General features: G+C 38.0%; 30 protein-coding genes. 10 read left to right on the top strand and 20 right to left on the bottom strand.

Translation table 11 applies throughout. The features are described 5' to 3' along the window. Positions 1 to 156: 156 nt before the first annotated feature. The gene (locus tag C9J40_RS13875) at positions 157 to 945 is read right to left on the bottom strand and encodes a JmjC domain-containing protein (protein WP_107247246.1); all 789 of its coding nucleotides are present in this window, start codon (positions 943 to 945) and stop codon (positions 157 to 159) included. Next, on the bottom strand, positions 929 to 2,155 hold the full coding sequence (locus tag C9J40_RS13870) for an MFS transporter (protein WP_107247245.1): 1,227 nt from the start codon (positions 2,153 to 2,155) through the stop codon (positions 929 to 931). Before C9J40_RS13870 ends, C9J40_RS13875 begins: the two co-directional genes overlap by 17 nt. Positions 2,156 to 2,672: 517 nt before the next feature. Here C9J40_RS13870 and C9J40_RS13865 point away from each other — a divergent pair. The 5 genes from C9J40_RS13865 (at position 2,673) to C9J40_RS13850 (ending at position 5,521) form a co-directional block, all read left to right on the top strand. Beyond that, positions 2,673 to 2,876, top strand: coding sequence for a hypothetical protein (locus C9J40_RS13865; protein WP_107206832.1), 204 nt, complete (start codon positions 2,673 to 2,675; stop codon positions 2,874 to 2,876). Between the two features lie 65 nt (positions 2,877 to 2,941). Then, on the top strand, positions 2,942 to 3,067 hold the full coding sequence (locus tag C9J40_RS22345) for a hypothetical protein (RefSeq protein ID WP_255418314.1): 126 nt from the start codon (positions 2,942 to 2,944) through the stop codon (positions 3,065 to 3,067). A 476-nt stretch (positions 3,068 to 3,543) separates the two neighbouring features. Then, positions 3,544 to 4,143, top strand: a complete 600-nt coding sequence (locus C9J40_RS13860) for a LemA family protein (RefSeq protein WP_107247244.1) — start codon at positions 3,544 to 3,546, stop codon at positions 4,141 to 4,143. Further along, the gene (locus C9J40_RS13855) at positions 4,143 to 4,901 is read left to right on the top strand and encodes a YgcG family protein (RefSeq protein ID WP_107247243.1); all 759 of its coding nucleotides are present in this window, start codon (positions 4,143 to 4,145) and stop codon (positions 4,899 to 4,901) included. Before C9J40_RS13860 ends, C9J40_RS13855 begins: the two co-directional genes overlap by 1 nt. Positions 4,902 to 4,903: 2 nt before the next feature. Continuing rightward, positions 4,904 to 5,521: a TPM domain-containing protein gene (locus C9J40_RS13850; protein WP_107247242.1), complete on the top strand. Its 618-nt coding sequence runs from the start codon at positions 4,904 to 4,906 to the stop codon at positions 5,519 to 5,521. 47 nt (positions 5,522 to 5,568) lie between these two features. Here the strand turns inward: C9J40_RS13850 and C9J40_RS22265 are convergent, their stop codons facing one another. Together C9J40_RS22265 and C9J40_RS22260 are read right to left on the bottom strand one after the other, a co-directional pair. Then, entirely contained in the window at positions 5,569 to 5,802 is a 234-nt protein-coding gene (locus tag C9J40_RS22265; RefSeq protein WP_233220326.1) for a hypothetical protein, read from the bottom strand. Then, positions 5,793 to 6,098, bottom strand: a complete 306-nt coding sequence (locus C9J40_RS22260) for a hypothetical protein (protein ID WP_233220325.1) — start codon at positions 6,096 to 6,098, stop codon at positions 5,793 to 5,795. Before C9J40_RS22260 ends, C9J40_RS22265 begins: the two co-directional genes overlap by 10 nt. Before the next feature lie 476 nt (positions 6,099 to 6,574). On the opposite strand from C9J40_RS22260, the gene C9J40_RS13840 reads away from it, so the two are divergent. Next, positions 6,575 to 8,674 carry a S9 family peptidase gene (locus tag C9J40_RS13840; RefSeq protein ID WP_107247241.1) on the top strand — a complete coding sequence of 700 codons (2,100 nt, stop codon included), beginning with the start codon at positions 6,575 to 6,577 and terminating at the stop codon, positions 8,672 to 8,674. Positions 8,675 to 8,839: 165 nt separating this feature from the next. Here C9J40_RS13840 and C9J40_RS13835 read toward each other — a convergent pair whose 3' ends face one another. Together C9J40_RS13835 and C9J40_RS13830 are read right to left on the bottom strand one after the other, a co-directional pair. After that, positions 8,840 to 9,190 (bottom strand): GlpM family protein, encoded by a 351-nt coding sequence (locus C9J40_RS13835; protein ID WP_107206825.1) that lies wholly within the window; start codon positions 9,188 to 9,190, stop codon positions 8,840 to 8,842. A gap of 108 nt (positions 9,191 to 9,298) precedes the next feature. After that, positions 9,299 to 9,796: a DUF2867 domain-containing protein gene (locus C9J40_RS13830; RefSeq protein ID WP_107247240.1), complete on the bottom strand. Its 498-nt coding sequence runs from the start codon at positions 9,794 to 9,796 to the stop codon at positions 9,299 to 9,301. Between the two features lie 726 nt (positions 9,797 to 10,522). Here C9J40_RS13830 and C9J40_RS13825 point away from each other — a divergent pair. Further along, positions 10,523 to 11,452, top strand: coding sequence for a VirK/YbjX family protein (locus C9J40_RS13825; RefSeq protein WP_107247239.1), 930 nt, complete (start codon positions 10,523 to 10,525; stop codon positions 11,450 to 11,452). A gap of 466 nt (positions 11,453 to 11,918) precedes the next feature. Here the strand turns inward: C9J40_RS13825 and C9J40_RS13820 are convergent, their stop codons facing one another. Then, positions 11,919 to 12,323, bottom strand: coding sequence for a DUF2007 domain-containing protein (locus C9J40_RS13820; RefSeq protein WP_107206822.1), 405 nt, complete (start codon positions 12,321 to 12,323; stop codon positions 11,919 to 11,921). A 111-nt stretch (positions 12,324 to 12,434) separates the two neighbouring features. Then, positions 12,435 to 14,810 (bottom strand): phosphoenolpyruvate synthase, encoded by a 2,376-nt coding sequence (ppsA, locus tag C9J40_RS13815; protein ID WP_107247238.1) that lies wholly within the window; start codon positions 14,808 to 14,810, stop codon positions 12,435 to 12,437. 168 nt (positions 14,811 to 14,978) lie between these two features. Between ppsA and C9J40_RS13810 the strand changes: the two genes are divergently transcribed. Further along, complete coding sequence (locus tag C9J40_RS13810) at positions 14,979 to 15,812, top strand: pyruvate, water dikinase regulatory protein (RefSeq protein WP_107206820.1); 834 nt, start codon at positions 14,979 to 14,981, stop codon at positions 15,810 to 15,812. 160 nt (positions 15,813 to 15,972) lie between these two features. Here the strand turns inward: C9J40_RS13810 and C9J40_RS13805 are convergent, their stop codons facing one another. The 8 genes from C9J40_RS13805 to ugpB all read right to left on the bottom strand — a co-directional run bounded on the left by C9J40_RS13805 (position 15,973) and on the right by ugpB (position 22,770). Then, complete coding sequence (locus C9J40_RS13805) at positions 15,973 to 16,398, bottom strand: lysozyme inhibitor LprI family protein (RefSeq protein ID WP_107206819.1); 426 nt, start codon at positions 16,396 to 16,398, stop codon at positions 15,973 to 15,975. A gap of 91 nt (positions 16,399 to 16,489) precedes the next feature. Next, on the bottom strand, positions 16,490 to 17,032 hold the full coding sequence (locus C9J40_RS13800; RefSeq protein ID WP_107247237.1) for a DinB family protein: 543 nt from the start codon (positions 17,030 to 17,032) through the stop codon (positions 16,490 to 16,492). A 75-nt stretch (positions 17,033 to 17,107) separates the two neighbouring features. Then, positions 17,108 to 17,533 (bottom strand): GNAT family N-acetyltransferase, encoded by a 426-nt coding sequence (locus C9J40_RS13795; RefSeq protein WP_107247236.1) that lies wholly within the window; start codon positions 17,531 to 17,533, stop codon positions 17,108 to 17,110. 195 nt (positions 17,534 to 17,728) lie between these two features. Then, the gene (locus C9J40_RS13790; protein ID WP_107247235.1) at positions 17,729 to 18,541 is read right to left on the bottom strand and encodes an HAD-IIB family hydrolase; all 813 of its coding nucleotides are present in this window, start codon (positions 18,539 to 18,541) and stop codon (positions 17,729 to 17,731) included. Continuing rightward, positions 18,534 to 19,649, bottom strand: a complete 1,116-nt coding sequence (locus C9J40_RS13785) for a sn-glycerol-3-phosphate import ATP-binding protein UgpC (protein WP_107247234.1) — start codon at positions 19,647 to 19,649, stop codon at positions 18,534 to 18,536. Before C9J40_RS13785 ends, C9J40_RS13790 begins: the two co-directional genes overlap by 8 nt. After that, complete coding sequence (gene ugpE, locus C9J40_RS13780) at positions 19,650 to 20,498, bottom strand: sn-glycerol-3-phosphate ABC transporter permease UgpE (RefSeq protein ID WP_107247233.1); 849 nt, start codon at positions 20,496 to 20,498, stop codon at positions 19,650 to 19,652. It lies immediately after the preceding gene. Further along, the gene (gene ugpA / locus C9J40_RS13775) at positions 20,498 to 21,379 is read right to left on the bottom strand and encodes a sn-glycerol-3-phosphate ABC transporter permease UgpA (protein WP_005364408.1); all 882 of its coding nucleotides are present in this window, start codon (positions 21,377 to 21,379) and stop codon (positions 20,498 to 20,500) included. Before ugpA ends, ugpE begins: the two co-directional genes overlap by 1 nt. An 80-nt stretch (positions 21,380 to 21,459) precedes the next feature. Next, entirely contained in the window at positions 21,460 to 22,770 is a 1,311-nt protein-coding gene (ugpB, locus tag C9J40_RS13770; RefSeq protein WP_107206812.1) for a sn-glycerol-3-phosphate ABC transporter substrate-binding protein UgpB, read from the bottom strand. 228 nt (positions 22,771 to 22,998) lie between these two features. Here ugpB and C9J40_RS13765 point away from each other — a divergent pair, with 228 nt between their 5' ends. Next, on the top strand, positions 22,999 to 23,718 hold the full coding sequence (locus C9J40_RS13765) for a glycerophosphoryl diester phosphodiesterase (protein WP_107247232.1): 720 nt from the start codon (positions 22,999 to 23,001) through the stop codon (positions 23,716 to 23,718). Between the two features lie 26 nt (positions 23,719 to 23,744). Continuing rightward, the gene (locus C9J40_RS13760; protein WP_107206810.1) at positions 23,745 to 24,512 is read left to right on the top strand and encodes a DeoR/GlpR family DNA-binding transcription regulator; all 768 of its coding nucleotides are present in this window, start codon (positions 23,745 to 23,747) and stop codon (positions 24,510 to 24,512) included. A gap of 146 nt (positions 24,513 to 24,658) precedes the next feature. Here the strand turns inward: C9J40_RS13760 and C9J40_RS13755 are convergent, their stop codons facing one another. The 4 genes from C9J40_RS13755 to C9J40_RS13740 form a co-directional block, all read right to left on the bottom strand. Next, on the bottom strand, positions 24,659 to 24,877 hold the full coding sequence (locus C9J40_RS13755; RefSeq protein WP_107206809.1) for a DUF6500 family protein: 219 nt from the start codon (positions 24,875 to 24,877) through the stop codon (positions 24,659 to 24,661). Between the two features lie 140 nt (positions 24,878 to 25,017). Next, positions 25,018 to 25,410, bottom strand: a complete 393-nt coding sequence (locus C9J40_RS13750; protein ID WP_107206808.1) for a DUF3592 domain-containing protein — start codon at positions 25,408 to 25,410, stop codon at positions 25,018 to 25,020. Between the two features lie 17 nt (positions 25,411 to 25,427). Beyond that, positions 25,428 to 26,441 (bottom strand): Gfo/Idh/MocA family protein, encoded by a 1,014-nt coding sequence (locus C9J40_RS13745; protein ID WP_107206807.1) that lies wholly within the window; start codon positions 26,439 to 26,441, stop codon positions 25,428 to 25,430. 4 nt (positions 26,442 to 26,445) lie between these two features. After that, on the bottom strand, positions 26,446 to 26,667 hold the full coding sequence (locus C9J40_RS13740) for a DMT family transporter (RefSeq protein ID WP_233220324.1): 222 nt from the start codon (positions 26,665 to 26,667) through the stop codon (positions 26,446 to 26,448). Positions 26,668 to 26,983: the final 316 nt, after the last annotated feature.

The following is a 26,983-nucleotide window of genomic DNA, read 5'->3' as shown; positions in this document are numbered from 1 at the left end:
CCTTAAGTGAACAGCATTAGAGTTACCACTCCTGTCTTGATTGGCTTTTTAAAAATGTCTATAGGTGACGCTAGAAGGAATATTATTCCGTGATATTAAAGCCAAGTTTATGAACAAGGCGCAACATAATTTAAATGTATCTTGTTAGCTTGTGAATCATTCAGGCAAAAAATATGGCGCGAGCATATAGTCTTTGCACGAATAGCTAACATTATTGTCATTTGGTATACTTTTTCCTGTATAAGCCAAAGAACTCTCGGAGTTGGTCTGAATACCTAGAGTTAAGTGCAATGAGTGTGTATCAGAAGTAAATGGGGTATGGACATAACCTTTAGGAATATAAAGAATATCACCTTCATGAACAAATTCATCAATAATAGGTTGACCTTTAGCTATCTCATTAACTCTCTTGTCTAAATCTAAAGATTCTAATAGAGACTCTTGAGTGTCGTCAAAAGCCCTCCCCCAAACAAGCCATCTCTTCTTTCCCGAACACTGTATTAAAAGGGTTGCATGTGGGTCTGCATGTATTTGAACACCTTGGGTGTCACTCGGTGCTAAATACGCATTGGCTTGGACGGTGTAAGGAAACAATTCCTCGATAACTTTGTTTTTAAGTGCCGCAACAGCTGGAAACCTACGGTCAATGTGCTTCATGATTATAGAGCTACCATTTAAAAACTCCTGTAAAATAATAGAGGAGTCAAAATATCCAAGTTCTCTTTGTTGAAAAGGCACATCAGTCAGCTGACTATATTTTTTCTTTGTGTTAGATATTGCTATATACGGTAGCCTTGCTCCATCAACTGAAATAAAGTCATCTATATCATTTACAGATATTATATTTTTAAACTCACTACCACCACCTTTTATTATACAAGGGTTAGATGGTAGGCCGTGACTATCAGTATTTCTGTTTAAAAGGATATCAATTATTTTTTTCATTCTCTTGTCCTTTAACTTGATTTATAACATCAGTGGAAAATGTAAAAGCATTGTAAAAAAAATAAGCAAGAATCGAAAATGAAATACAGAAATAAACGTTTTGAACGTTATTAGTTAAATCGTACTTATACATATAAGATATAATTAGAATTGAAATTGGATTTAAAAATAGGCTCCAAAAAGTCAATGATGATAGATACATGGACTTTTTGTCTTTCGGTATGTTATTTACACGAATAGTAGTTATGTTTATAACAATTAATGGTAGCCCAAGCCCCCCTAAAAACAACATTGCAGGTGCCATATAAACGTTATCTCCAGAACCAAACGACAGCATAAGAGCTAATAAAAATAACCCAATAAGAATTGCTTGCTTATCAGGAATTTTGTTTGAAATAAATTTGTTAGCAATAAATATCCCTAATCCGAAAAGCATATCTAACAAAACAACAAACTCAGGAATTGGATAAATTCCATTTGCAGCATTGTGTGGTAATGAAACCATGAAAAATGGAGTCATAAGTAAATTAATCACAGCTAAGGTGGGAATAAAGACCTTTTCGTATTTTATTGATAATGAGTTGAACAAACTCGTAAAAGTATCGCTAAACTTTACCCTGTCAAGTGATTTTACATTAGGTATATTTATTAATGCATACTCTTTTATAAAAAAAGCAATACTTAGAAGAACAGTACTTATTATGACCGTATTTAAGCTACCAAAAGATATAGTAGTTAGCATTCCTATTATCGGAGATAGAAATATTTTATAAGACGCAAAAATAGATCCAACCCTGAATGCAACTTTAGACCTACTACCATACCTGTCATGCAGTAAAGATGTTGTGTTTGTTGGGAGTATACTCACTACACCACCTAACAATAAACATGTAACTACTGATACAATCATTTGCAAAGTTGATTCAAGAACAATCAAGGCAGTTAACGCAAGTAAGCAACAAATAAAAGCGGAAATGTAACAATAGTTATATACCGTTTTTCTTCCAAATTTATCGGGTAAATATGAACTAAATGGCATTAAATATATCTCAAAAGTCCTAAATGCCATGTATGTAATACCACTTAATATAGTATCATCAGATAAGTAAAACCACAGAAATGAGAATATTATCGCATCGACTGATATCCTAAGCATCATATTACTCAAAAAAAAGGCATACACATTTTTCTTCATTTTATAAAAGAACATTCGTGAGTTCCTGTTTTCAAGTTTATGTGCTCAGCGCAAGCCTTAGCTCTAATGCCTGATTTACAAATAAAGGCAGCACCTATGAATTCCTTCGGGTCATCATTATTCATAATTTTTGTTCATTTGGTTTGATTTGTTTTGCATATTCAATCTTCAGTATTGTTAAAAAATGTAATTGAAATTTAATTTACTGTAAATAAATTAAATCTTAGAGAAACTATAGGCAACAAAATGTAACTTCAAGACTATAACAACAATTGCAGCGACTTTAATAACGCGGTTTGATTCACGTCATGAAATTAGCTTACTTTGTGTTCAGAAAGCACTAAATATCATTACGTTATATTATTCGTGAGTGTTCTGCTCTTGCAAAGTTCATTATGGGGTGGTTAATTATTGAACAGCATGGTTAAGGTTATAATTATTTCGGATGAAAAACATACAATAGTACTTAACATACGAAGAACAATGTTAATTGATTACCGACGAGAAAAGTTACTTCAAGTTATGAAGAGCATTGACCGCATTTGAAGTTAAAAGAACAATCCGTAAAGAGCATATTGTCTATCTCAACGATAGTCAGCATTCAATCGATGATGATCGATGTTTAGTGATTCAAGAGGCAGTGGCACTGAGCAGTGATAATGACACCCTCTATCAAAGCTTACGAGGTACCATTTATTTCGGGCTGCTGGGCTTAGATATCACTAAAGATGATTAGTAGATAATTCGCCAGTGTAAAAGCCACGTTCAAAGACGTACTCAATAAACCGGCACCAAGGATAAATGGATACTGTTTGTCAGATTCTTCCCGATATAGATCTTGCCGTTTGGGTATGTGATTTTGTAGATAACCTTGCTATTACTATCAATATTGATCTTCAACTAAGCTGGCTACTCATGAGCTTCTAACATTAGAAAATGTTGGTCAATATGAACATCGTCGTTTGGTGAGGAGCATCTACTCTACGTTTTGGGGCAATTCCGAGTTAGATGAATTAGTAATTCATTGTGAATTACTAATTCATAATGTCGAAAGACATCTTCAGCATGACGAATGTTGCTGTATCTCTCCTCTTTAACTTCAATTCGCAAGAAACCGAGACTACCAAAGAAACACACCTTCTTTACTTACAGCCACCAAAAAGCCAGCGAGTAACAAGCAAAATAGTTATTACACATTTAGATGTGCTAACCACCTAATACACTCTTTATTTTTGCCATAATAATTGCGTCTTATTGATTTTTTATACTAAAAATAACAATGACATATTGATGATAATTATTTAATTTTATTTATACTTAACATGTATAAACTCCATTATTTTGCATTGTTCAATTATCAATAAACAACGTAAATATAATCATACATAACAGAAGGGATACGAATGTTTAATTTTCCAAAAATACTGAAATGGGTATTTAGCTTGGCTTTACTGCTCCAACTGACCGGCTGCGGTATTAATACAATTCCCATGCTCGATGAACAAGTAAATGCAGACTGGGCACAAGTTGAAAATAATTACCAACGTCGCGCTGATTTGATCCCGAACCTTGTCGCAACGGTGAAAGGCTATGCTAGCCATGAAAAAGACACATTAACTGCCGTTACAGAAGCACGTGCAAAAGTCTCTTCAATGCAGGTTACTCCTGAAACAATAGATAACCCTGAAGCATTTAAAAAGTTTGAAGCAGCCCAAGGACAATTAAGTAGTGCGCTATCTCGTTTAATGGTTGTGTCTGAGCGTTATCCTGATTTAAAAGCTAATGAGCAATTTATTACACTGCAAGCGCAACTTGAAGGCACAGAAAACCGTATTGCCGTTGCTCGTCGTGATTACATTAATAGCGTTAAAGCCTTTAATACAGAAATTCGTACTTTCCCAGGTCGTTTCTGGCATTGGATCATGTATAGCGATTTAACGATTAAACCAAACTTCTCAGCGACGACACCCAATGCTGATGTTGCACCTAAGGTAGCATTCTAATGATAAAAAAAGTCCTGTATTTTGCCGGACTCTTGTTGCTAGTTAGCCAAGTTTGCTTTGCACAACCCACCTTCCCAAAACTCACGGGACGTGTGGTGGATGATGCGCATATCCTTAATGCTTCGCAAATCAAACAACTAGAGCAACTGCTTGCGAATGAAGAGAAACAATCTTCAAACCAAGTCGTTGTTGTTACCATTCCATCAACAGATGGGATCCCTATTGCCGATTACGGGTATCAACTCGGTCGTCAATGGGGGATTGGCAATAAAGAGCACGACAACGGTGTGCTATTAATTGTTGCCTATAACGACAAGAAAATCCGGATTGAAGTCGGTTATGGTTTAGAAGGCGCACTACCAGATGCGACAGCCATTAGTATCATCAACCACGAAATAAAACCTGAGTTTAAATCAGGCCAATTTGCCAAAGGGATTGAAAATGGCGTATTAGCGATCCTTGGGGCAATTAAAGGTGAATATAAGCCTGTGGTTCAAGAAGAAAAACCGTCTTATGATCTTTACCTATTCATACTCTTTGTCATCGTGATTCAAATTATAGCCTTTAGCCGACGTAGAAGTCATCGTTCACAATATTACCGTCGTAATGGTGATGTATTCACCAGTGGTGGTTTTGGTTCGGGAAATTCCCCTCGCTCTGGCGGAAATGGTGGCGGCTTTGGCGGAGGCAGCAGTGGTGGAGGTTTTAGTGGCGGCGGTGGTGGCTTTGGTGGCGGCGGCGCATCAGGAGGATGGTAAATATGAAGTTATTTACTAATGAACAACTAGAAACAATCAGCCAAGCAATTGGTGAAATTGAAAAAACAACCGATGCTGAATTAATGACTGTTGTGGCGACTAAAGCCGACGACTATTATTTTGTACCGACATTATGGGCTGCAATTATTGCGTTATTTATTCCCGCCCTACTCAATTTCTTACCTTTTTGGTTAGAGTTAAACGACGTTCTATTATGTCAGTTAGTCGGCTTTATCGCGTTTACCTTGTTATTTAGGATCCCTGCGATTAAATATCGTCTGGTGCCAAAAGCAGTGAAACATCGTCGTGCTAGCCTAGTGGCAAGAGAGCAATTTCTCGCCAATGGTATTCATCGCACCAAGCAGCATTTAGGCGTGATGATTTTTGTGTGTGAAGCCGAACATTACGTTGAAATCTTAACGGACTTCGGTATTAGTGAACAAATCAGTGATGAAGCATGGCGCTCTATTGTTGCTGATTTCACAACCAATGTTCGCGCAGGAAAAACTTATGAAGGCTTTCTGCAGTGCTTAGAGCAATCAAGCAAGTTACTGGCTAATGCTTATCCATTAACTGAAAATAAAAATGAGTTACCTAATTGCTTAGTCGTGATTAGTTAATCTCAGATACCACAACCCAAAGGCGCTCAGTGAGCGCTTTTTTATCACTATACTTTATGGATAAATGAATATTGTTGATGAAAAAGCGTATCCATTTTCTGCGCGGAGGTATTTATCATATCTGTCGCTTCAGCAAAGTGGTATTGCTCGTCAGCAGGATGAGATAACACGGTATCGTCAATGGTTACCTTCATCTTATTTTGATATTGAGAATGGTAGGCCACTTCTGTGGTTAGCTCAATGTTCACATTCGTATCAAAATAGGCGGTTTCTAATCGCATTTTTCATGTGCCGGTAGCGTTTCATTGGCTTCTTTTACCATTTGATTCAGCTCTTGCTTCACGTCCGTTGTTATCTGATCTGTGTCCGTCATGATCATCAAGATGGGCGTCTTATTATCAGCATCTGAAATCGTAACTGTCGTCGTTAACTGTTCATCGTAAACGTCACCTAACCTAACTTCACCACTTGGTTTGTTAAGAATATTTTGTGAGGTCAGCAACGGGTAAAAAGATTGTCCGCCTATTACGATAGCACCAACAACAATTCCTAAAACTATAATCCATGTGCTCTTCATAAAAAGACATACTATCAATTAGTTATATTTCTTATATTAGTCTCTAGCAAAGCTCATTTCGTGAGTGAAATCACGTTATTTCGTTTTTATGAACCACAACTGACTATATGATCAAAAAACACATGGTTTATCTTGTAAATTTATAATAAAACCAATGCGTTAGCTTTTTTCTATATAATTAAAATCTTCAATTACAATTCTCTCTGTTTCATATAAGAAAAAATAGCAGCTACGATATTACTTTTTATCTTAATTCTTCGATTTTAATTCTAAGGATTGAAAAATAGAGAAATACCCCAAGATATAGGATGTAAGCAGAGCATAATAAAACTATAAATGCATTCTTATCGCGTTTATTCATGCCTAAATCTGTCTTAAAAAATAACAAAAATACAACACCTTATGGTAATCGTTGTATCCTATTTTAAATTTTCTTTTATGCTCAATGAAAAGAAGATACTTGGAAGGACATTATTGTGAATACAAAAACAACAAACGTGGTTCATGCGTCTTCATTTAAAGCGCCAGTCGCAAAGAAAGTACCACATGAAATGACCATCCATAATGATACACGTACTGATAATTACTATTGGATGCGTGATGATAAACGCTGTGATCCTGAGATCATTGCGCATCTTAACGCTGAAAATGCTTACACCGATGCTGTAATGGCGCATACAGAAGCATTACAACAGCAGCTATTTGAAGAAATTAAAGGCCGTATTGTAAAAGATGATAATTCAGTCCCTGTAAAACAAGGCAATTACTTCTATTCCAGCGAAGTAACGGGTGATAATGAATATCCTGTTTCAGTTCGAGCAGACGATTTTGCAGGAACGAATAAAACCGTATTGCTTGATATTAACGAACTGGCTAAAAATCACGAGTATTACAATGTATCAAGCCTAAGTGTAAGCCAAGATGAAAATTTACTGGCTTATGGTGAAGATACTGTTAGCCGTCGTATTTACACCATCAAAGTAAAAAACCTGACTACGGGTGAATACCTTGCTGATGAAATCACAGGCGCCAGTGGATCTATTGCGTGGCAGAACGATAACAAAGCGTTTTATTACATCAAGAAAGATCCGCAAACCTTATTGGGGTATCAAGTATTCCGTCACCAATTAGGTACAAACCAGACTGAAGACGTGTTGATTTTTGAAGAAAAAGATCAAACGTTTTATACCTCGATAGGTAAAAGTAAAGATAACGAATTGGTGTATATTTGGCATTCAAGCACTGAAACCAGTGCTGTTTCTATTATCGATGCTAACGATCCAAACGCTACGGCAAAACCATTCTTAGCGCGTGAAGAAGGCTTAGAGTACAGTATTTCGAAACTTGGGCAGCAATTTTACGTGTTGACCAATTATAAGGCTGTTAACTTCCGCTTAATGAAAGTTGATACCGATCAAATCGGTGATAAGTCAAAATGGCAAGATGTAATAGCACCTGCTGAAGGTGTGATGCTAGAAGATTACGAATTATTTGATAACTACCTTGTATATCAGCAACGTTCAAATGGTTTAACCCATGTGACTGTACGTCAATTAGATACCAATGAAGAGCGTGAATTACACTTTAATGATGAAGCATTCACCGCTTTCTTCTATGGCAATAAAGAACTTAATACCAATAAGCTCCGCCTTTACTATTCAAGTATGACAACGCCAGCATCTCACTTTGATATCAACCTTGATAACAGTGAGTTCGACCTTTTAAAACAGGCTGAAGTACTAGGCGATTTTGAAGCAAGCAACTATCAATCAGAGCGATTAATGATCAACGCTCGTGACGGTAAACAGGTACCTGTTTCTTTGGTTTACCGTAAAGATTTATTTAAAAAAGATGGCACCAATCCGCTTTACCAATATGGTTACGGTTCTTATGGTTCAACCATTGATCCTAGTTTTTCATCATCACGTTTAAGCTTGCTTGATCGTGGTTTTGTCTATGCTATCGCGCATATTCGCGGCTCTGAAATGCTAGGTCGCCCTTGGTATGAAGATGGAAAGAAACTCACCAAGCAAAACACCTTCAATGATTTTATTGATGTAACAAAAGCACTTATCAAACAAGGTTACGGTGCGAAAGATAAAATCTTTGCTGTGGGTGGCTCTGCAGGCGGTTTGTTAATGGGCGCTATTGCTAACCAAGCGCCTGAATTATATTGCGGTATTGCAGCGCAAGTGCCATTTGTTGATGTGGTAACGACCATGCTGGATGAGTCTATTCCATTAACGACAAACGAATATGACGAATGGGGTAACCCTAATCAGAAAGAGTATTACGAGTACATGTTAAGTTACTCGCCATACGATAATGTGGGTCAGCACGACTACCCAAACATGCTTGTGACAACAGGGCTACATGATTCACAAGTGCAATATTTTGAGCCAATGAAATGGGTAGCAAAACTGCGTGAGATGAAGACAGACAACAATCGTTTACTGTTTAAAACCGATATGGAAGCTGGTCACGGCGGTGCATCAGGTCGTTTTAAAGCACTCCACGAAGATGCATTGGAATATGCTTTCTTCATCGACCTTTTAAACGAAAAAATGACTAAATGAAAAGTCACTAATCTAAGCAAATAGGTATCATCGCATGAATATTATGGCGTGTTCGCGAGTGAAATAATCACCGAACACGCCATATTCTTTGCATTAATGTAAATAAGCTTTAGATTGAGTGTTCATGTCACGATTCCCTATCTCACCCTACTCACGACCTCTCACCTAACTCAATGCAGGGCTAAACTTCGTCCACCCCATCAGTAACAAACAAGCAAAGAAAGCCCAAACTAATGCAGCCAATGATAGTGTCCAAACTAATTCATATTTATAACTAAAGTAATAAACAGCAATGAGATATGCCGCATAAGGGATTAGTGAATACAGTCCAAATAATGCAGTAACACGCAAATCTGCCATGGTGCGCTCTGTGCCAATAATATAGTGGGCAATTAAAGCAAAGGTGGGAAATAAAGGCACTAAACCAGAGATATAAAAGCTCTTACTTTTAGAAAGTAACGCAATGAGCAAAACGGCAAAAGCCCCTAACAAACACTTGAAAAATAGCGCTACCATCGATGATCTTCCTTTATCAGATCGCAGTGATCACTTATTAGATAGCAGCAATTTACCTTAAAATTCTAAACAAGAGTTAATAGAAAAATGTTACACCTTATTAACTGTTTAAATACGCTTTGCACGCAATGCTTGAGCAATACAGAACTTAGCCACCAACTTATGAAAAGGTTTAATGAACGCCATGTATAAACATCCAGATCGTGTTTTTAAATTCACCAATGTTGAAACCGCATATTCTTTTTCAGAGAGCTTCAACACGGATAACCACATATCCATATTTTTATCATAAGCTGCTGCAACTACCTCCGCTTCCGATACCGACTCAAATACAAGAAAACCAGCTTGCTTACCTGTGGCTATTTGTTCTTTCGGTAACGACATTTCCGTTGCGCCCGCTGAAAACCCCAGCCAACCCATGATCTTATTTCTTATTTTCATTGCAATAATCACAGGCTTTGGTAAATGGGCAAAAATAGCATAATACACATCAATGGCATTTAAGTGCTGTTGGCTAATATTGACCGAAAAGGAATCACGATAATATCGTCCTTTTTCATTGCCTAAGATCCCTGTTGAACTCGGAAAAGTGATTTCTTTGATCATTGTAAGCTCTCCCTAATGAATGTATCTCTACATTAGCAATGTATTCCATTTCCGGATACTTTAGATTAGTAGTGCGAGCGCACATTCCTAAATGATATTCACAATTAGCCTACATCATCGTAATTACACTTGTTCACCTTGGTCCTTTTATCCCGTCCTAACACTTAAATAAACTGTTTTTTCTTGGCAGCATGGGAATACTCTTAAGTCATATTGGATTGCTGCACCTTTTAATGAAGTATTAACTGCACCACACTTTCGTGCTGTCATGATTTACCTACACATATATTACAAGCAGGATGAATGTATAGCTCTCTCTTCATCACTCATTTCGAATTCAAACAATTAAGTTTCAGGTGGCTGAACTTTGCAAACATATTAATATACGCGTTAAATAACAGACAAACTTTAACTAAAAAACAGCCATTAATTAACTTTTCATTGGTAGTGAATAAACATTAATCTACTTTATAACACCCGCCACATGTTACAGGTAGAAACACTTTTTTCATAAAAAGCTATAAAAACAACGCTATTGTTTTTATAAATGAATAAAACCTCAATAATGTTGAATATGATTAACAATGAAAATACTAGATTTCAAATATTAACATTCCGTTCAGCCTTTATTAAACAAACACTGTTTAATTTGTAATTTATATTTAAGTCTTATTAATAGAAAAATATCCATAATTAAAAATATAAATATCTACAAGGTTTATCAAAATGTCTCATTTAGCCATCACATCAAACACGGTATTTAAGCGTGGATCATTTTTATCCAACATGCTTTATCCAAACATCACAGGAATGGATAAAATAAGAAAAAAATTTCGTCTCTATTGCTGGTGCGTTTTCTCACCCAAAGTTACTGATGAAGTCATGGGCTACTTCGATAACCCATTACTTCAACAATTAATCACGGTATATCCGTCATTTATTGAAAAACCACTTAAGCCATATGGCTGTGTGGCATGGGATAAAAAACAAAGAATGCAGATGTTGAAAAAACATCTTCAATTTATGCTGAACAACTTTTCTTCAAAACTTTTAAATATATACCAGCATGAAGGTCTTAAGTTATCTCAAATAACAGATAAAAATGACAACGTATACAATATCTATCTTGATGCTGGTTACTCAAGAGAAGGATCACTGGGTCTCACGCTCACAGATAGTAACAACAAGCAATTATATTGTATTAGTTTTACCGTTAATCAAGATCAAAGCCATTTACATATTGGTGCTTTACAAGGCCCAGACAGTGATATTGAGAACCGTCAAGAACTCATCAAAGAGTTAACAAAAGGACTATATGGCTTACGTCCTAAGGCATTAATGGTGGAATTAGCTCTCATTTTTGCTGATGCTTATCAATTAAAAAACATTACCGCTGTCAGTAATAAAGGTCACATTTATCAAGCACTCCGTTATATCGGTTCAAAACGTCATGCGGTTAGCTGTGACTATGACCAGATCTGGCAAGAATATCAGGGTGTTAAAGAAAGTAACGTAACCTATAAATTACCTTTATTACCAGAGCGAAAAGACTTGAGCACACTCAATCGTAATAAACGCAAGCTGTATAAAAACCGTTATCAGTGGCTGGATGAATTAAAACAAACATTACCGTTAGCACTTAAATCGGTAAATTAATAAAGTAAATATGAATGATAGTCGTCTTTATTACTCATGTTTCTAATCTTATTTAATTAAAAAAATTAGCGTTAAATGACCATAAACAGAAAAACCGCTCACAAGGAGCGGTCTTTATGTCGATGGGTGTGCGAACCATCAATTATTAATTATCAATTCAGGAAATTTAGCTAGATAAATAATGAGGAAATCATATATCAAACTACAATCCTCTTCAAACAGATATAACGCGCTATTTAATTGAATAATCAACTACTTTTAAAAAACGTGATCATTTTTAAAAGTTCAAGGTTACGTACTAGAAAAAAGGGTGATAAATGACAGACATAGAAAAGTCGTTATGTAATCAAATAAACATTTAGTAAACTGAAGTATCTAGATTAACGTTCCGTTATCGTATCCCGTTAAACATTCTTTTGTAACAGCGTGCGGATAAGTAATAGCATTAAGCTAATACTTTAAAATTTTACAACTCCTCACTAAATTTACCACACTGGTTACATTTATAACCATGTTGATATGTAAACAAAGGGAAACCTAGCACAATAAACATTAAAAATGCTGGGCGCTTACCTTTCGTATAAGTCACTACATCATGACTACCGCAATAAGCACAATGTTCATGCTCGTTATCATAAGGTGGTATTTGTTCTTCTAACGCATCAGAAAAATCACTTTCAAGTAGCACTCTCGCTGACTCTATATCTTTTTCTTCTACCAACAAACGCACTCCCCCCATTGCATTAGAATAAAGCCATTGCGTATTGACCGTAAATTCGTCAGCAAGGCAACAGTGAATACCGGCACTTTCTAGATTGGCTTTCGCTATATGCGCTTCATGTGCAAAAGAAAATCGCTCTACAACAACCATATGTCCTCCTAACTTAGGTGTACGACACTTAATTTTCAATCTGCTATAAAAAAGCTCTGATCATTAATCAGAGCTTAATTTTACCTTTAGCAACTAAACCTAACCTGTCTGCTAATGATTTTTATTTACATCACCTAGCTTTAACCAAGTATTGATCACAGTATCCGGGTTTAGTGAAACAGAACTAATACCTTGCTCCATTAACCATTTTGCTAAATCATCATGATCTGATGGTCCTTGACCACAAATACCGACGTACTTGCCCGCTTTCGTTGCTGCATCAATCGCCATTTTCAGCATAGCTTTAACCGCAGGGTTACGCTCATCAAAGAGATGCGCAACATCACCAGAATCACGATCCAAACCTAGCGTTAACTGAGTCATGTCATTTGAACCAATGGAGAAACCGTCAAAGTACTTTAAGAAATCATCCGCTAATACGGCATTTGATGGCAGTTCACACATCATGATCACTTTCAAACCTTGATCGCCTCGGCGTAAATCGTTTTTCGCCAGTAACTCAATCACAGATGCAGCTTCACTCGGCGTACGTACAAACGGGATCATAATTTCAACGTTCTTTAACCCCATTTCATTACGAACACGTTTCATCGCTTGTGTTTCAAGTTCAAAGCAATCTTCAAATACCGGTGATATATAACGAGAAGCACCACGGAAACCCAACATAGGGTTTTCTTCATGGGGTTCAAATTCTTTACCACCAATTAAGTTACTGTACTCATTCGATTTGAAATCAGACATACGAACAATCACACGCTTAGGCCAGAACGCTGCAGCAATGGTAGAAATGCCTTCGGTTAACTTGCTAACATAAAAATCAATAGGATCGTTATAGCCCTTAATTTTCTCTCGAATTTGCGCTTTTAACTCGTCACTTTGTGCATCAAAGTTCAATAATGTTTTCGGGTGAATACCAATCATTTTATTGATGATAAATTCTAAACGCGCTAAACCTACGCCTTCATTCGGTAATTGTGCAAAATCAAACGCACGCTCTGGATTACCGACGTTCATCATCACTTTAGTTGGTAATATTGGTAATTCATCTACCTCAGAGCGTCGAACTTCATAGTTCAATTCGCCTTGGTAAACATAACCTGTTTCACCTTCTGCACATGAAGCGGTAATAACAGCACCATCTATTAATATTTCTGTAGCGTTACCACAACCCACAATCGCAGGGATACCCAATTCACGGGCAATAATGGCAGCATGGCAAGTACGACCGCCACGGTTAGTAATAATCGCAGAAGCACGTTTCATCACAGGTTCCCAGTCAGGATCTGTCATATCTGTGACGAGTACATCCCCTTCTTGTACCAGTGACATTTGATCAAGCGAATCAACCAAGCGTACTTTACCGCTGCCAATACGTTGTCCAATCGCGCGACCTTCTACCAACACATCCGCTTTATTATTCAGCTCATAACGCTCAATTACATTTTGAGATCCTTGCGAACACACTGTTTCTGGGCGTGCTTGAACAATGTACAGCTTGCCATCAATACCATCTTTCGCCCATTCAATGTCCATCGGACGTTGATAGTGCTTTTCAATGATCATTGCTTGTTTAGCAAGCTCTTTAATCTCTTCATCATTAATCGAGAACTGATATTGTTCTTCATCTGTGGTATCAACAATGTCTACTTGTTTACCAATTTCTTGATTATCAGAGTAGATCATCTTGATGAGTTTTGAACCAAAGTTCTTTCTTACTATTGGTGCATGCCCAGCTTCTAACATTGGTTTATGGACATAAAATTCATCAGGGTTAACTGCACCCTGAACCACCATTTCACCTAAACCCCAAGAAGAGGTAATAAACACCACTTGATCAAAGCCTGATTCAGTATCAAGCGTAAACATCACCCCTGACGCTGCTTTATCAGAGCGCACCATGCGCTGAATACCTGCAGACAGTGCAATACCCTTATGATCAAAACCTTGGTGAACGCGATAAGAAATGGCGCGATCATTAAATAGCGAGGCATAAACGTGTTTCGTTGCCTCTAAAACGGCATCAACACCTTTTACATTAAGAAATGTTTCTTGTTGACCCGCAAAGGAAGCATCAGGTAAATCTTCAGCGGTTGCAGACGATCGAACCGCAACGGAAAGTGCTTGGTTACCATCAATCAATTCAAGGTAATCACGACGGATGCTCTGTTCTAATTCAACAGGAAATGGCGCAGCTAAAATCCAGTTACGGATTGTCGCCCCAGTGCGCTGAAGTGCTTCAACATCATTAACATCAAGAGCGCCAAGTAAATCGTAAATACGATTATTTAGCCCTTCATACTCTAAAAACTCATGGAATGCGTAAGAGGTAGTCGCGAATCCGTTAGGAACAGACACTCCCGCATTTGAAAGGTTTGATACCATTTCACCAAGCGAGGCATTTTTTCCGCCAACTTGGTTCACATCATTCATTGATAAAGTGTTGAACCAAAGGGTGTACTTTTGCATGTGTATCTCCGAAATAATTCAGCTACCAATTAAAAGCAATCGTTTGCGTTGCTGCGTAAAAAAAACCACTTTTTCGTCAGGTTGTGGCATTAGTTACAGAACGTACGACGACTTTTCTATACTTTATTCACATCTTATCTCAAAAATAAATCCTTATTTGAACTTATTATGCATCACAAAATTGAAACTCGTGACGTGTTCTACATTTCTGATGGAACTGCCATAACATGTCAAACCGTTGGTCATGCTGTCCTGGCGCAGTTTCCATTAAAAGTCAATGAGCAGACTTTTCCTTTTACTGAAAATGGGCACAAGGTCGCTGAAGTGGTAAAAGAGATAGAGCGATCTTTTTTAGCGACGGGAGAAAAGCCTTTAGTTTTCTTCTCTATGGTCGTACCTGAAATTAAACAACAGCTATTGTCAGCCAATGCACTGTTCTACGATGTATTACAAACCATGGTTAATTTTGTTGCCGACGATCTACAGCTAGAGCCCAAGCCACAATTGCAACGCTCACACAGTGTTGGTAAGGATCAAGACGGTTATTTTGATCGAATAGCGGCTATCGAATACACCCTTTCCCACGATGACGGTATTTCTCTTCGTGGTTTAGAGGAAGCTGATTTGATATTACTTGGCGTATCACGCAGTGGGAAAACGCCCACCAGCCTTTATATGGCAATGCAATTTGGTTTAAGAGTGGTGAACTACCCATTTATTGCCGAAGATCTTGCCAAACTTCGTTTACTGCCTGAATTTGAAATACATAGACATAAGCTTTTTGGCTTAACTATAGATCCAGAAAGATTGACAGAAATCCGCAACAACCGTCTCGCTAATAGTGATTATGCCAGTGAAAGCCAATGTGAGTCTGAACTGTTCAGTGTAGAGAGTTTATTTCGCAGAGAAGCGATCCCCTATATCAATACATCCAGCATGTCCGTCGAAGAGATCTCAACCAGAATATTAGAAAGAACAGGATTAAAACGCCGCTTGTTTTAGTCCTTAATGAAAGACATAAAAAATAAAGCTCTGAATACATAGCCGTAAACAGAGCTTTTATTAATTCAATTACAGCGTGTTAGCTGGGATTTTTTATTGAGAGTAATATGCATTAATAACAGTTACTTGCAAACATCCCACTCTCTAATACATCAAAAAATCACTTTTTAAAATAGGTTGAAGGCTCAGGTAAAACAGGTGGTGTACTATCCATATATGTTAAAAAATGCATCCAAATATCATGGGTTCTTTCTTTGGTTAATTGAGTTTTACAATCCAATGCCATGACATTACGAATAGTTCCCTCACGCCATTGGGTGTAAACCGCATTACATTGCGCTTTCATATACACTTCCCAATCTTTTTGCGCTTGCTCTATCGCCTTCACTAACTCGGGATCTTTTTTATTGTGCTCAACGCTAGCAGCTAAATATTTGGACAATTCATCTTGTGCAGAGGCTAGCGTTAACGAGGCACAATCATTAATTTCCAACGTGTTACGTGGGTTATCGCAATCTAATACTTTTTTGGCTGCAAAAGACGGGAACGACAAACAAACAAATATAATTAGCCAGTACTTTTTCATCGATAAGCCTCATTTAAATATAAGCAACAAGTGTTAACAAAGAGATTAGCTCAATTATAGCGTTATGAATCTACTCTTCCCGAAAATACATCTAGCAACGGGCCCCTTCTGGCACAATTATGGGTAAATCTGTACAACCGAAATCAACACCAAACTGACTCAAGATACAGGTCATTTGACCGCGATGATGCGTTTGGTGATTAAAAATATGCTGACAAAACTCACCAACATAACGTTCAATGAGCTGACCATCTGTTGTTGTATATCTCACAACTTCATTACAGGTTGCTACGGTAAATCCCTTTGTTATATCAATATACACAGCATCAACTAACGAACGTAATTGTGATAGTTCGTCCATTGTTGTTACAAATGTTTCATTAATCCTTTTTGCTACCGGTAACTGCTCTAGGATTTCCGAATTAACCTCAACAATATTATTAGCAATTAAACGTCGCAGCATAATTAAGTCGCCAAACAGAATATGATTCCAATGCGCCATTACAGTTGGAAAAAATGCATTGGTATTTTGAAACAGTTGTTCATCTGTAAGCTGTTTACATGCATTTAAAAGCTGATTATTCATCCGCTGATTGTATATTGCCAACATTCTAAAATTTGAGGATAAATCCATTTTTGCCTCTTATTATCATGACTTATTTATTAAAAAGTACCACTCAGCAAATTAAACTACTGGTATGTAATTTTGTTATAACACTTTTACCAAAAAGTACGTTTTATGCCCTTTGGGCGAATCATCAATTTCGCCATAGACTTTAAATCCCAGCTTTTCATAAAACGGTTTTGCTTGAAAATCTAACGTCTCAGTACGTATTTGTGTTAATTGTTTTTCTTTCGCGAACGCCACTAATTGTTCAATAAGTTGAGAGCCTACACCATGCCCACGCGTTTCTTCAGAAAGCCAAAGTAACTCCAATACGCAATAACTCCACACCACACTTGCTTGCAGCCCACCGACATATTCACCTTGATCATTCTGCGCCATAATCGCAAAACGTAAACCTGATTCAAACTCTCCATCACTCGGTAAATACGTTGCGTTAAAAGCGCTGATACCATCACTTATCACTTGTAATTGATGCTCAGAGGGTTGAACAGATACTTCAATTTTCAATGTTTGCTCCAATGACGATAAAGAAAATATTAACGCGAAGAAATTAGCATGAAATTTATCTTAATGCTTTGGGTTATCGGCTATTCTGCGACGTCAGTTAGCATCATTAATAACAAGTAAAAACACGATTTCAGTGTATTCAGTTATAAAAAAAGAAATCGCTAATAAAAAGCACTCAATTGAGTGCTTTTTTAATTAATGGGTTTGTTTTGCCTTAACTATCTTTTCCGCTAATTCGGCAAACCCATATCCCCCATTTTCTGTCGTAATAAATTGGGGATGATGAATTAACTTAGGTAATAATGCGCGGATATTATTAACCCCAAACGTTAATGGCAGCCATGCAAACATACCTTCATCATTTAAAGAATCGCCGACATAACTGACTTCAGTTAGATCACGTTTTTCATCTGGTGCAAATTGCGTTAAGTAAGCTTCACTCGTTTGCTGTTTACTATGATCACCGACCCAAGCATTAATGTGAATTGAGCTTTGTGTTGCATGAACTCTCTGCCCTTCAATATCAAGATGCTTTATCTTTTCAAGAATGTTTTTTGTTACATCCGAAGGTAACGGCAGTCTATCTTGTGCAATATTGACGGCAACATCACAAAATCGAAAAGGCTGATCAAGGCTCAAACTTACATCTGGATAATCCAGTAACAGACTCTCAATAGCATGGCTCAGTACTTGTTGTTCTCTTTTCATCATCTCAGCGTTACGAATATAGTGTGTCGTAAAACCTTGCTGATCTTTACGCATCCAAAACGCGCCATTTTCGCCAATAACACCATGTAAAGGCCATAACTTTGCCATTTGATCGCACCAGCCTGCACATGCGCCCGTTACAGCAATAACGTTAACACCAACGGCTTCAAGCTTACCTAATGCCTGTAACGTTTCTGGAGGTAATTTACCTTCCCAAGTTAACGTATCATCGACATCTGTCAGTAACCATTTCAGCTTTTTCAACTGATGAACATCTACGTTGTCCAATGACTCAACCATTCACCACTCCAAGAATCACTTCTTCATTTTGTTTGAAGTGATCATAAGGTATGCGCTTTGAAGTGTCACAATCAAATAAATGGATATTTTCAGGTTTGATATTCACACCTAAGCTATCGCCCATTTTAATTGGGCTATGCCCTTCTACTCGTAAAACGAGCTGTTGCGATTGCGCCTCTTGTGTCTGACAATAAAGCAATAAGTCAGCTCCTAATGCTTCAATAAACTCGACTTCAACGTTAAACCAAGGCTGCTCATTATCGATTTGTAGATGTTCTGGACGCAGCCCAAGCTTCACTTTCTTTTGCTCTAAAGAATTTGCTGATAGTGATTTTACACGGCCATTTAGCTCAATACCTTGAGACGTCATATTCGCATCAAGAATGTTCATTGAGGGAGAGCCAATAAATGTCGCAACGAACAAGGAGGCTGGGTTGTCATAAATTTCTATCGGTGTCCCCACTTGCTCGACGTTACCTTTGTTCAACACCACTAACTTATCAGCCAGTGTCATTGCTTCTACCTGATCATGCGTAACATATACTGATGTCGTCCCAAGGCGACGTTGTAGCTTTTTGATTTCAAGGCGCATTTGAACACGTAACTTAGCGTCGAGATTTGATAATGGCTCATCAAACAAGAACACTTTAGGATGCCTTACAATAGCTCGCCCCATAGCGACGCGCTGACGTTGGCCTCCCGATAATTGATTAGGCTTGCGATCCAATAAATGATCAAGCTCTAACATGGTCGCCGCTTCATTGACTAATCGTTCAATCTCGTGTTTTGGCGTTTTACGGTTACGTAACCCATAAGCCATATTATTAAATACTGTCATGTGCGGATATAAGGCATAGTTTTGAAAAACCATCGCAATATCACGCTCACCTGGTTCGAGATCATTGACCCGTGTCGTATCTATGCTTAAATCACCTGATGATATTTCTTCAAGCCCTGCAATCATTCGAAGCAATGTTGATTTACCACAACCACTTGGACCAACTAATACCACCATTTCACCGTCTGAAATATCAAGGTTCAGTTCATGAATTGCCTTAAAACCATTAGGGTAAGATTTCGCAATTTTATTAAGCGTTAAAGTAGACATTTATTTCTCCGAATCAACTAGGCCTTTAACAAAGGCTTTTTGCATTGCTATAACAACAATGACTGGTGGTAGCATTGCGATAATCGTGGTTGCCATAATTTTGTTCCATTCAATGACGCCATCAACCACGCCCGTCATTTGCTTGATCGCCATGACGATAGTGAAATAATGGGTATCCGTCGTGATCAATAACGGCCATAAATATTGGTTCCAACCGTAGATAAAAGTGATCACAAATAAAGCTGCGATATTGGTGCGTGATAATGGTAATAAAATATCGAAAAAGAATTTTATGGGACCTGCACCATCAATCCGTGCGGCTTCAACGAGTTCATTGGGAATCGTTAAAAAGAACTGCCTAAATAAGAACGTCGCTGTTGCACTGGCAATTAATGGAATGGTTAAGCCTGAAAATGAATTCAACATCCCCAAATTACTGATCACCTCAAACGTCGGCATAATACGCACTTCAACAGGCAACATCAGGGTGAAAAAGATCAACCAAAAAGCAATCATCCTGCCACGAAAACGGAAGAAAACCACCGCATAAGCAGACATAATAGAGATTGTTAATTTACCCACAGTGATACATAGCGCCATAATAAACGAGTTAAGTAATAGCCCATTTATGGATAAAGACTTATCACTAAAAGCCGTATGCCCACTCAGTAAATCTTTAAAAATACTGAACCCAAGATCACCAAACCATAACGGAGTACTAGTCGCGAAATCATGATTCTCGTGTGTCGTTGCCACGATTGCTAACCATACTGGTAACGCGATAGAAATCACGCCAAGTATCAGCAAAAGATGACAACAAAAATTAAAAAGAGGTCTTCTTTCTACCATTAGTACGCTACCTTCTTTTCAACATACTTAAATTGAATAACCGTTAATAAAGCCACCAATATCATTAGGATCACCGACTGTGCCGCAGAGCCACCTAAATCTAATCCGATGAAGCCATCATTAAAGACCTTATAAACCAAGGTTGAAGTGCTATTACTTGGCCCGCCTTGTGTCATCGCATGAATGATCGCGAAGGTATCAAAAAAGGCGTACACAAAATTGACGACTAATAAGAAAAAGCTCGTTGGGGAGATCAGTGGGAAACTGATCGTTAAGAAACGCTTAATCGGGCCACTACCATCGATGGCCGCTGCTTCGTGTAATGATTTAGGAACAGATTGCAATGCCGCTAAGAAGAACAGGAAGTTATAACTGATCTGCTTCCAAGTCGAAGTAATGATCACCATCCACATCGCATGGCTGCCATTGAGTTTAGGGTTCCAATCTACGCCCAAGAAATGCAGCATATCGGTAAACACACCAATCGTTGGGTCAAACAAAAATAGCCATAATGAACCAGCAACAGCCGGTGCTACAGCGTAAGGCCAGATTAAAAATGTTCGATAGGCTAATGAACCACGGATAATTTGCTCAGCTAATGCCGATAATATTAACGCACAAACTAATGCTAATACGGCAACACTAATACTGAACTGGAGCGTCGTAAAAAAAGCATCTAAATAATTAGGATCATGAAACAGATTCATGAAGTTTTCGAAACCAACAAATTCTTGGCTCATACCAAAAGCATCTTCAAGTAGAGATGATTGATAAATCGCTTGTCCTGCTGGCCAAATAAAGAACACAAACGTGATCAGAAGTTGTGGCGCAATAAGGAAAAACGGAAGCCATTTGTTTTTAAATACAACAGGGGATGACATACAAATACCAAAATAATACAGGCAAGGTGTATATCCCCCGCCAAAATTAGCGGGGGATGAATCTTAATCAAATATTTAAATTATGATTTTTGTGTTCTTTCAAAGCGACGAAGCTGCGCGTCACCTCGGCTTTTCGCATTATCTAATGCTTCTTTTGCCGAAATTTTACCCGCCCATACGGCTTCAAGTTCTTCATTAATGATGTCGCGTGTTTGTAAGAAGTTACCGAAGCGTAAGCCTTTTGAATTAACCGTAGGTGTTGTCGATGTCATTTGCTTAACAGCAACATCAGTTCCAGGGTGAGTCTTGTAAAAGCCTTGCTGTTTGGTGAGTTCGTACGCTTTTTCTGTGATTGGCAAGTAGCCCGAGAATTGGTGCCAATCAGCTTGCACCGCTGGGCTTGAAAGGTAGGTAAAGAACTTAGCAACGCCTTTGTATTCTTCTTTTGAGTGTCCACGAAGTACCCATAACGATGCACCACCAATAATGGTATTTTGTGGTTTTGTCACTAATTCATCATCATAAGGTAATTGTGCAACACCGACATCTATCCCTTTCATATTCTCTTGAATACCAGCCAGACCCGCAGATGAGCCCATTGTCATTGCACACTCACCCGTATAGAAAAGCGGCATACCATCAGACTGACGTCCACCATATTTGAACAAACCTTCTTTCGCCCACTTACCCATTTGCTCAACGTGTTTAACGAAAGGCGCATTGTTAAAGGTAAATGTGGTATCTACACCATCAAAGCCATTGTTGTTGGTTGCCATTGCAACATTGTTTCTGGCACCGAAGTTTTCGATTTGCGTCCAAGACTGCCATGTTGTACTGAAGCCACATTTAGCACCTGAAGCAATCAGCTTGCGAGAATCTTCTTCTACTTCTTTCCATGTTTTCGGTGGGTTAGTAATCCCTGCTTTAGCAAACATCTCTTTGTTGTAATAAAGCACTGGGGTTGAACTATTAAATGGCATCGATAGCATTTTGCCATCGTTAGTTGTGTAATAACCTGTTACGGCTGATAAATAATCGTTTTTGTTAAAAGGTTCTTTGGTATCCGCCATCAATTCATATACAGGATAAATCGCTTTCTTAGCTCCCATCATAGTGGCAGTACCCACTTCGAAAACTTGTACAATAGCAGGCTGCTCTTTCGCTCTAAATGCAGCAATTGCACCTGTCATCGTTTCGGCATAAGTACCTTTATAAACAGGTTTGATCTCGTATTCAGATTGGCTGGCATTAAAGTTGTCGGCAATTTCATTCACCTTTGTACCTAACGCCCCACCCATAGCATGCCACCATTCAATTTCGGTCTTTGCTTGCACTTGTGTACTCATTAGCGCCGCTGCAACGGCAAGTCCTGCAATATGTTTAAAAGCCATTTTTATTCCTTGGAAACCATTTTTAACAAAAGCTGACGATTTAGCGGATGTTCACTTCTTGTGTTCCAACCACTCGTTTATTTTCAAGTGAACATTAGAAGCAAAAAGTGACATCTCGGTTACAATTGCATGAAGTAAATAAGATTAAGACTTTCAAAGCAGATGTAATAAAATTTTCATCAAACACATGGATAGTTCATTTGAAAATAACTGAAGATGGAAAAGAAAATGAAAATTACAGCTCACCGTGGTTTTTCTAGCTTAGCCCCTGAAAATACCCTTGCAGCGATGAAAGAAGCGATTAACTATGGCTGTGAGTGGATTGAAATTGACGTCCAACTAAGTGCTGATCACGTTCCTATGGTGATACACGACAAGACAGTAAACCGTTGCAGTAACGGCAAAGGGGAAGTGAGAAACTTGTCAAAAATAGAACTAAAACAGCTAGATGCTGGCTCTTGGTTTAGCGATGATTTTAGTGATGAAACCATACCGACATTAGAAGAAGTATTACAGCTAACAAGTGAAGCTAAGGTCGCGTTAAATATAGAATTAAAAATTCACGCAGGAGACGATATTCATTTGCTATGTGAAAAAGTTGCTGAAGTGATTAATAAGCTAAATATTGAACCTGAGTTAATGCTTTTCTCTAGTTTTGACCAATCAGCACTATTAACCATAAAGCAACACCTTCCTCACGTAAGAAGAGGTCAATTGTGGGAAACGATCCCAAACAATCACGCTGATGTTTTAAGCGAGCTAGACGCTTTTAGTGTTCATTGTGATTATCGTTATTTAACAGAAGATAAGGCAAAAGCAGTCAAATGCTTAGGTTATCAGCTTTACTGTTACACCCCGAACCAACCGGAACTTGTTGAAGAGCACAGGCTATGGGGAGTTGATATGATGATCACCGATACGCCACACCGTTACCTAGCAGCAAAATAATCAAATAAAGGATGGCAACATATTTCATGGATGATTTAAGTACCCGTCAACAACAAATAATGACGTTAATACATAAGCAAGAATATTGTTCAATTGAAGAATTAGCGCAACAGTTTGAAATAACGCCCCAGACGATCAGACGCGACATTAACTTACTTTGCCAACAAGGGATCGCTATGCGTCACCATGGTGGCGTTGGCCTTCCTGTTACATTGAGCAATCGAAGTTACGATGCCAGACAAATCACCAATAAAGACGAAAAACAAGAAATAGCAAGAAATGTCGCTAAAGCCATTCCCAATGGGTGTACATTATTTTTAGGTATCGGAACCACCATTGCCTGTATCGCTGAGCAATTAGTCAACCACCGAGAATTACGAGTAGTGACGAATAATTTTCAAGCCGCGCATACGCTCTCGAAGTTCGAAAATATAGAAACGTGGATACCCAGTGGTAAAATAAGAGCGAACGGTGGTGATATTGTCGACGACACAGTACTCAATTACTTTAGTCAATTTGCAGCAGACATCGGTATTATTGGCTGTGCGGGTATCTGTGAATTACCTTACGCTTCACCTCAAACCAGCTATTCGACAGAGAAAAAGCAAGCTGTTGCGATGGAACATGAGCTAAGAGAAAGCAGAGTGAGTCAGGCCATTTTAGACAATTCGCAACAAACCTGGTTAGTCGCCAATCATACAAAATGGCAACGTAAAGCCAGTACAAAAGTTGCGCCTCTTTGCCAGTTTGATCGTGTATTCACTAACAGTAGAAAAGATAACCAGCTATCATAATGACGTTTCTAAACATCATTTAACAACGGGTTGGTTTAATTTCCATATTTGCCAACTACCGTTATCATGAGGAAGCACTTTGCTTTCTTACCACTTAACATCAACATTGCCTCTTTTAGTAATAAAAGAAACGGCGGTGATAATAATTATTTTCCCCTCTCGACCAAATCTTTAATTTTGGATGCTTTTTCAAAATGATCGAGTTGATGCGTTTTAATCCACCACTTAGTCGCTTCCATTAACAAGTCAGGATCGTCATTTTTGTTTTTGAAAAAAGCGTAAAAAGACACACCTACATTTTCACCTTTACTGGCTATTTTCTTATTGCACACATCGATAATTTTATTTCTTAGTGTTGTTCTCATTACTTCTCTTCATATTTTATATATGTGACAGTTCGATCATAATATATGAACCATACACAGTTTGATTTATCATCGAGGGTAAGTTTTTTCAACTGAACGAAAAAATAGTTACTTTATTTTCCTTTAAACATAAATAAAAATTACAATTCATGGAATAAGCCGAAATAATAAGCAGGAATAGATAGCCCTATAAATAAAAAGCCCAAACCAACGCCATTACTATTTGCTATACGAGCATTTTTTTCATCACCTTTTTGGTATAACACATCAGTATATTGGCCAATAGGTATGACTTTAGAATGAAATGATGTTTTTGATTTTACACTGTAGGTCTGTTTATTAACTGTAACTTCAAAATAAGGGCGATACATCTTTCTTTTAAGATTATCATTATCTTTTGAAAAATATTCATCATAGCTAATTATTTTACCTTGAGTCTTAATCGCATTTTTATTAAAGCGCCGATAGTCATAGCATATATAAACGCCTAAAACACTAAATAGAATTGCAGCAAAGAGAGGAACAATATTCATAATTATGCCTTAAATTATCAATTACTTGAGGGTTTCGAACAAACTAGATAGTCAAAGCCATTCTCAACGAGAGACGCTTCCATAATAGAAATAACTTGCCGACTCGTTTTTTTACACATCACATCCGAATAATTGATCTTGTTTAGAATTAGCGAAGATATATGCTCAATCTCGTATTCAAACCCACCACCGCTAACAACCGCTGTAATTTGTGTTTGCTCACCTTTAAACGATATGTCGATTGTCTTTGGGTTCCACCATTTATTATGAATAACGATTTCTAGTTCAGGCCCTCGAATGATGGCTTCTCGTTTGAGATCACGCGTGATCGATGCGCAAATTTCACCTTTTATCTGGCCATCAAATTTAAACACAACATTTTCATCGACTTCGCTTTGGCTATTATCATTAACGTACTCGACAGTGGGTTTCTCTATAGGAGTATTTGTTAATCGACACAAATCAGCGTAAAACCAGAGACCGTATACACCGACATCTAAAGTCGCCCCGCCACATAACGTTGGATTAAATAAGTGCCAATCACTATCGAACTCATGCCAATTACCAAATGAAGCTTCTATCGCGTTAATTTCTACCTTGTTTTCTTTTATAAACTGCTTCATTGCTTGATAAGCGGGAAATGCGACTGTTTTCATTGCTTCAGCTAACAGTAACCCTTTTTCTTCAGCAAGCGTCGACATCGCATCCCAATCTTGTAAGTTAGTGAATGCTGGTTTCTCTACAAGAACATGCTTTCCTTTATTTAGAAATAATTCAACCAAGCCTTTATGAAATGGGTGAATAGTCGCGATATAGACAATATCTACATTAGCGTCGTTTGCGAGTTCTGTGTAGGAACCATAACTTCTTTGGCAACCATATTGATTTGAAAAGCTATCAGCTCGCTGTTTATCTCGTGCCGCAACAGCATAGAGTTCAGCATTGTCGACTTGCATAGTCAGATCTGAAACAAAGCGATGTGCAATTTTACCCAGTCCTGCAATTCCCCAGCGTGCTTTCTGATTATTCAACTTATTATCCTTTAATGTTTGCTTTCTGGTCTTGTCCGCGCTTAGTGACCAATATTCCCATAAGGATACACAAAATACCCAATAAAGGGGTGAGTTCTACACCATTACTAATAGCATCCCAAACAACTCCCGTCAGCAATTGACCGGTTATGACAAGTATTACTGTCAGCGTTGCGCCAACTTTTGATAACACATAACAATTAAAAGCGACAAACAAAGCCCCCATCACACCGCCAAGTTAATCTAATATTGGAACAATATCGACTACCCTAATGCACATTTATGCCAGCAAAATTGAAAGTATCTCTTGATTATTTAGAACAAAAATTGAGTGATAAGAGCCATATTTGGTAATGGTATTCACTCTAACTACAGAAGAGATAATGATGAGTGAGCCGAATAGCTAACTCATTTATGTCGAGTAGACGACACTTGTTACCAAGTGCCGTCCCTCTAAGAACCGTACGTGCAACTTTCACTGCATACGGCTCAAGCCTCCACTAAGGCACCGATTGGCACCCAGCAACTTACAAAGCAGCGAG

The organism is Photobacterium sp. GB-72, assembly GCF_003026095.1.
In the GTDB taxonomy this organism is placed as follows: domain Bacteria; phylum Pseudomonadota; class Gammaproteobacteria; order Enterobacterales; family Vibrionaceae; genus Photobacterium.
This window is presented reverse-complemented; position numbering and strand designations above follow the sequence as displayed.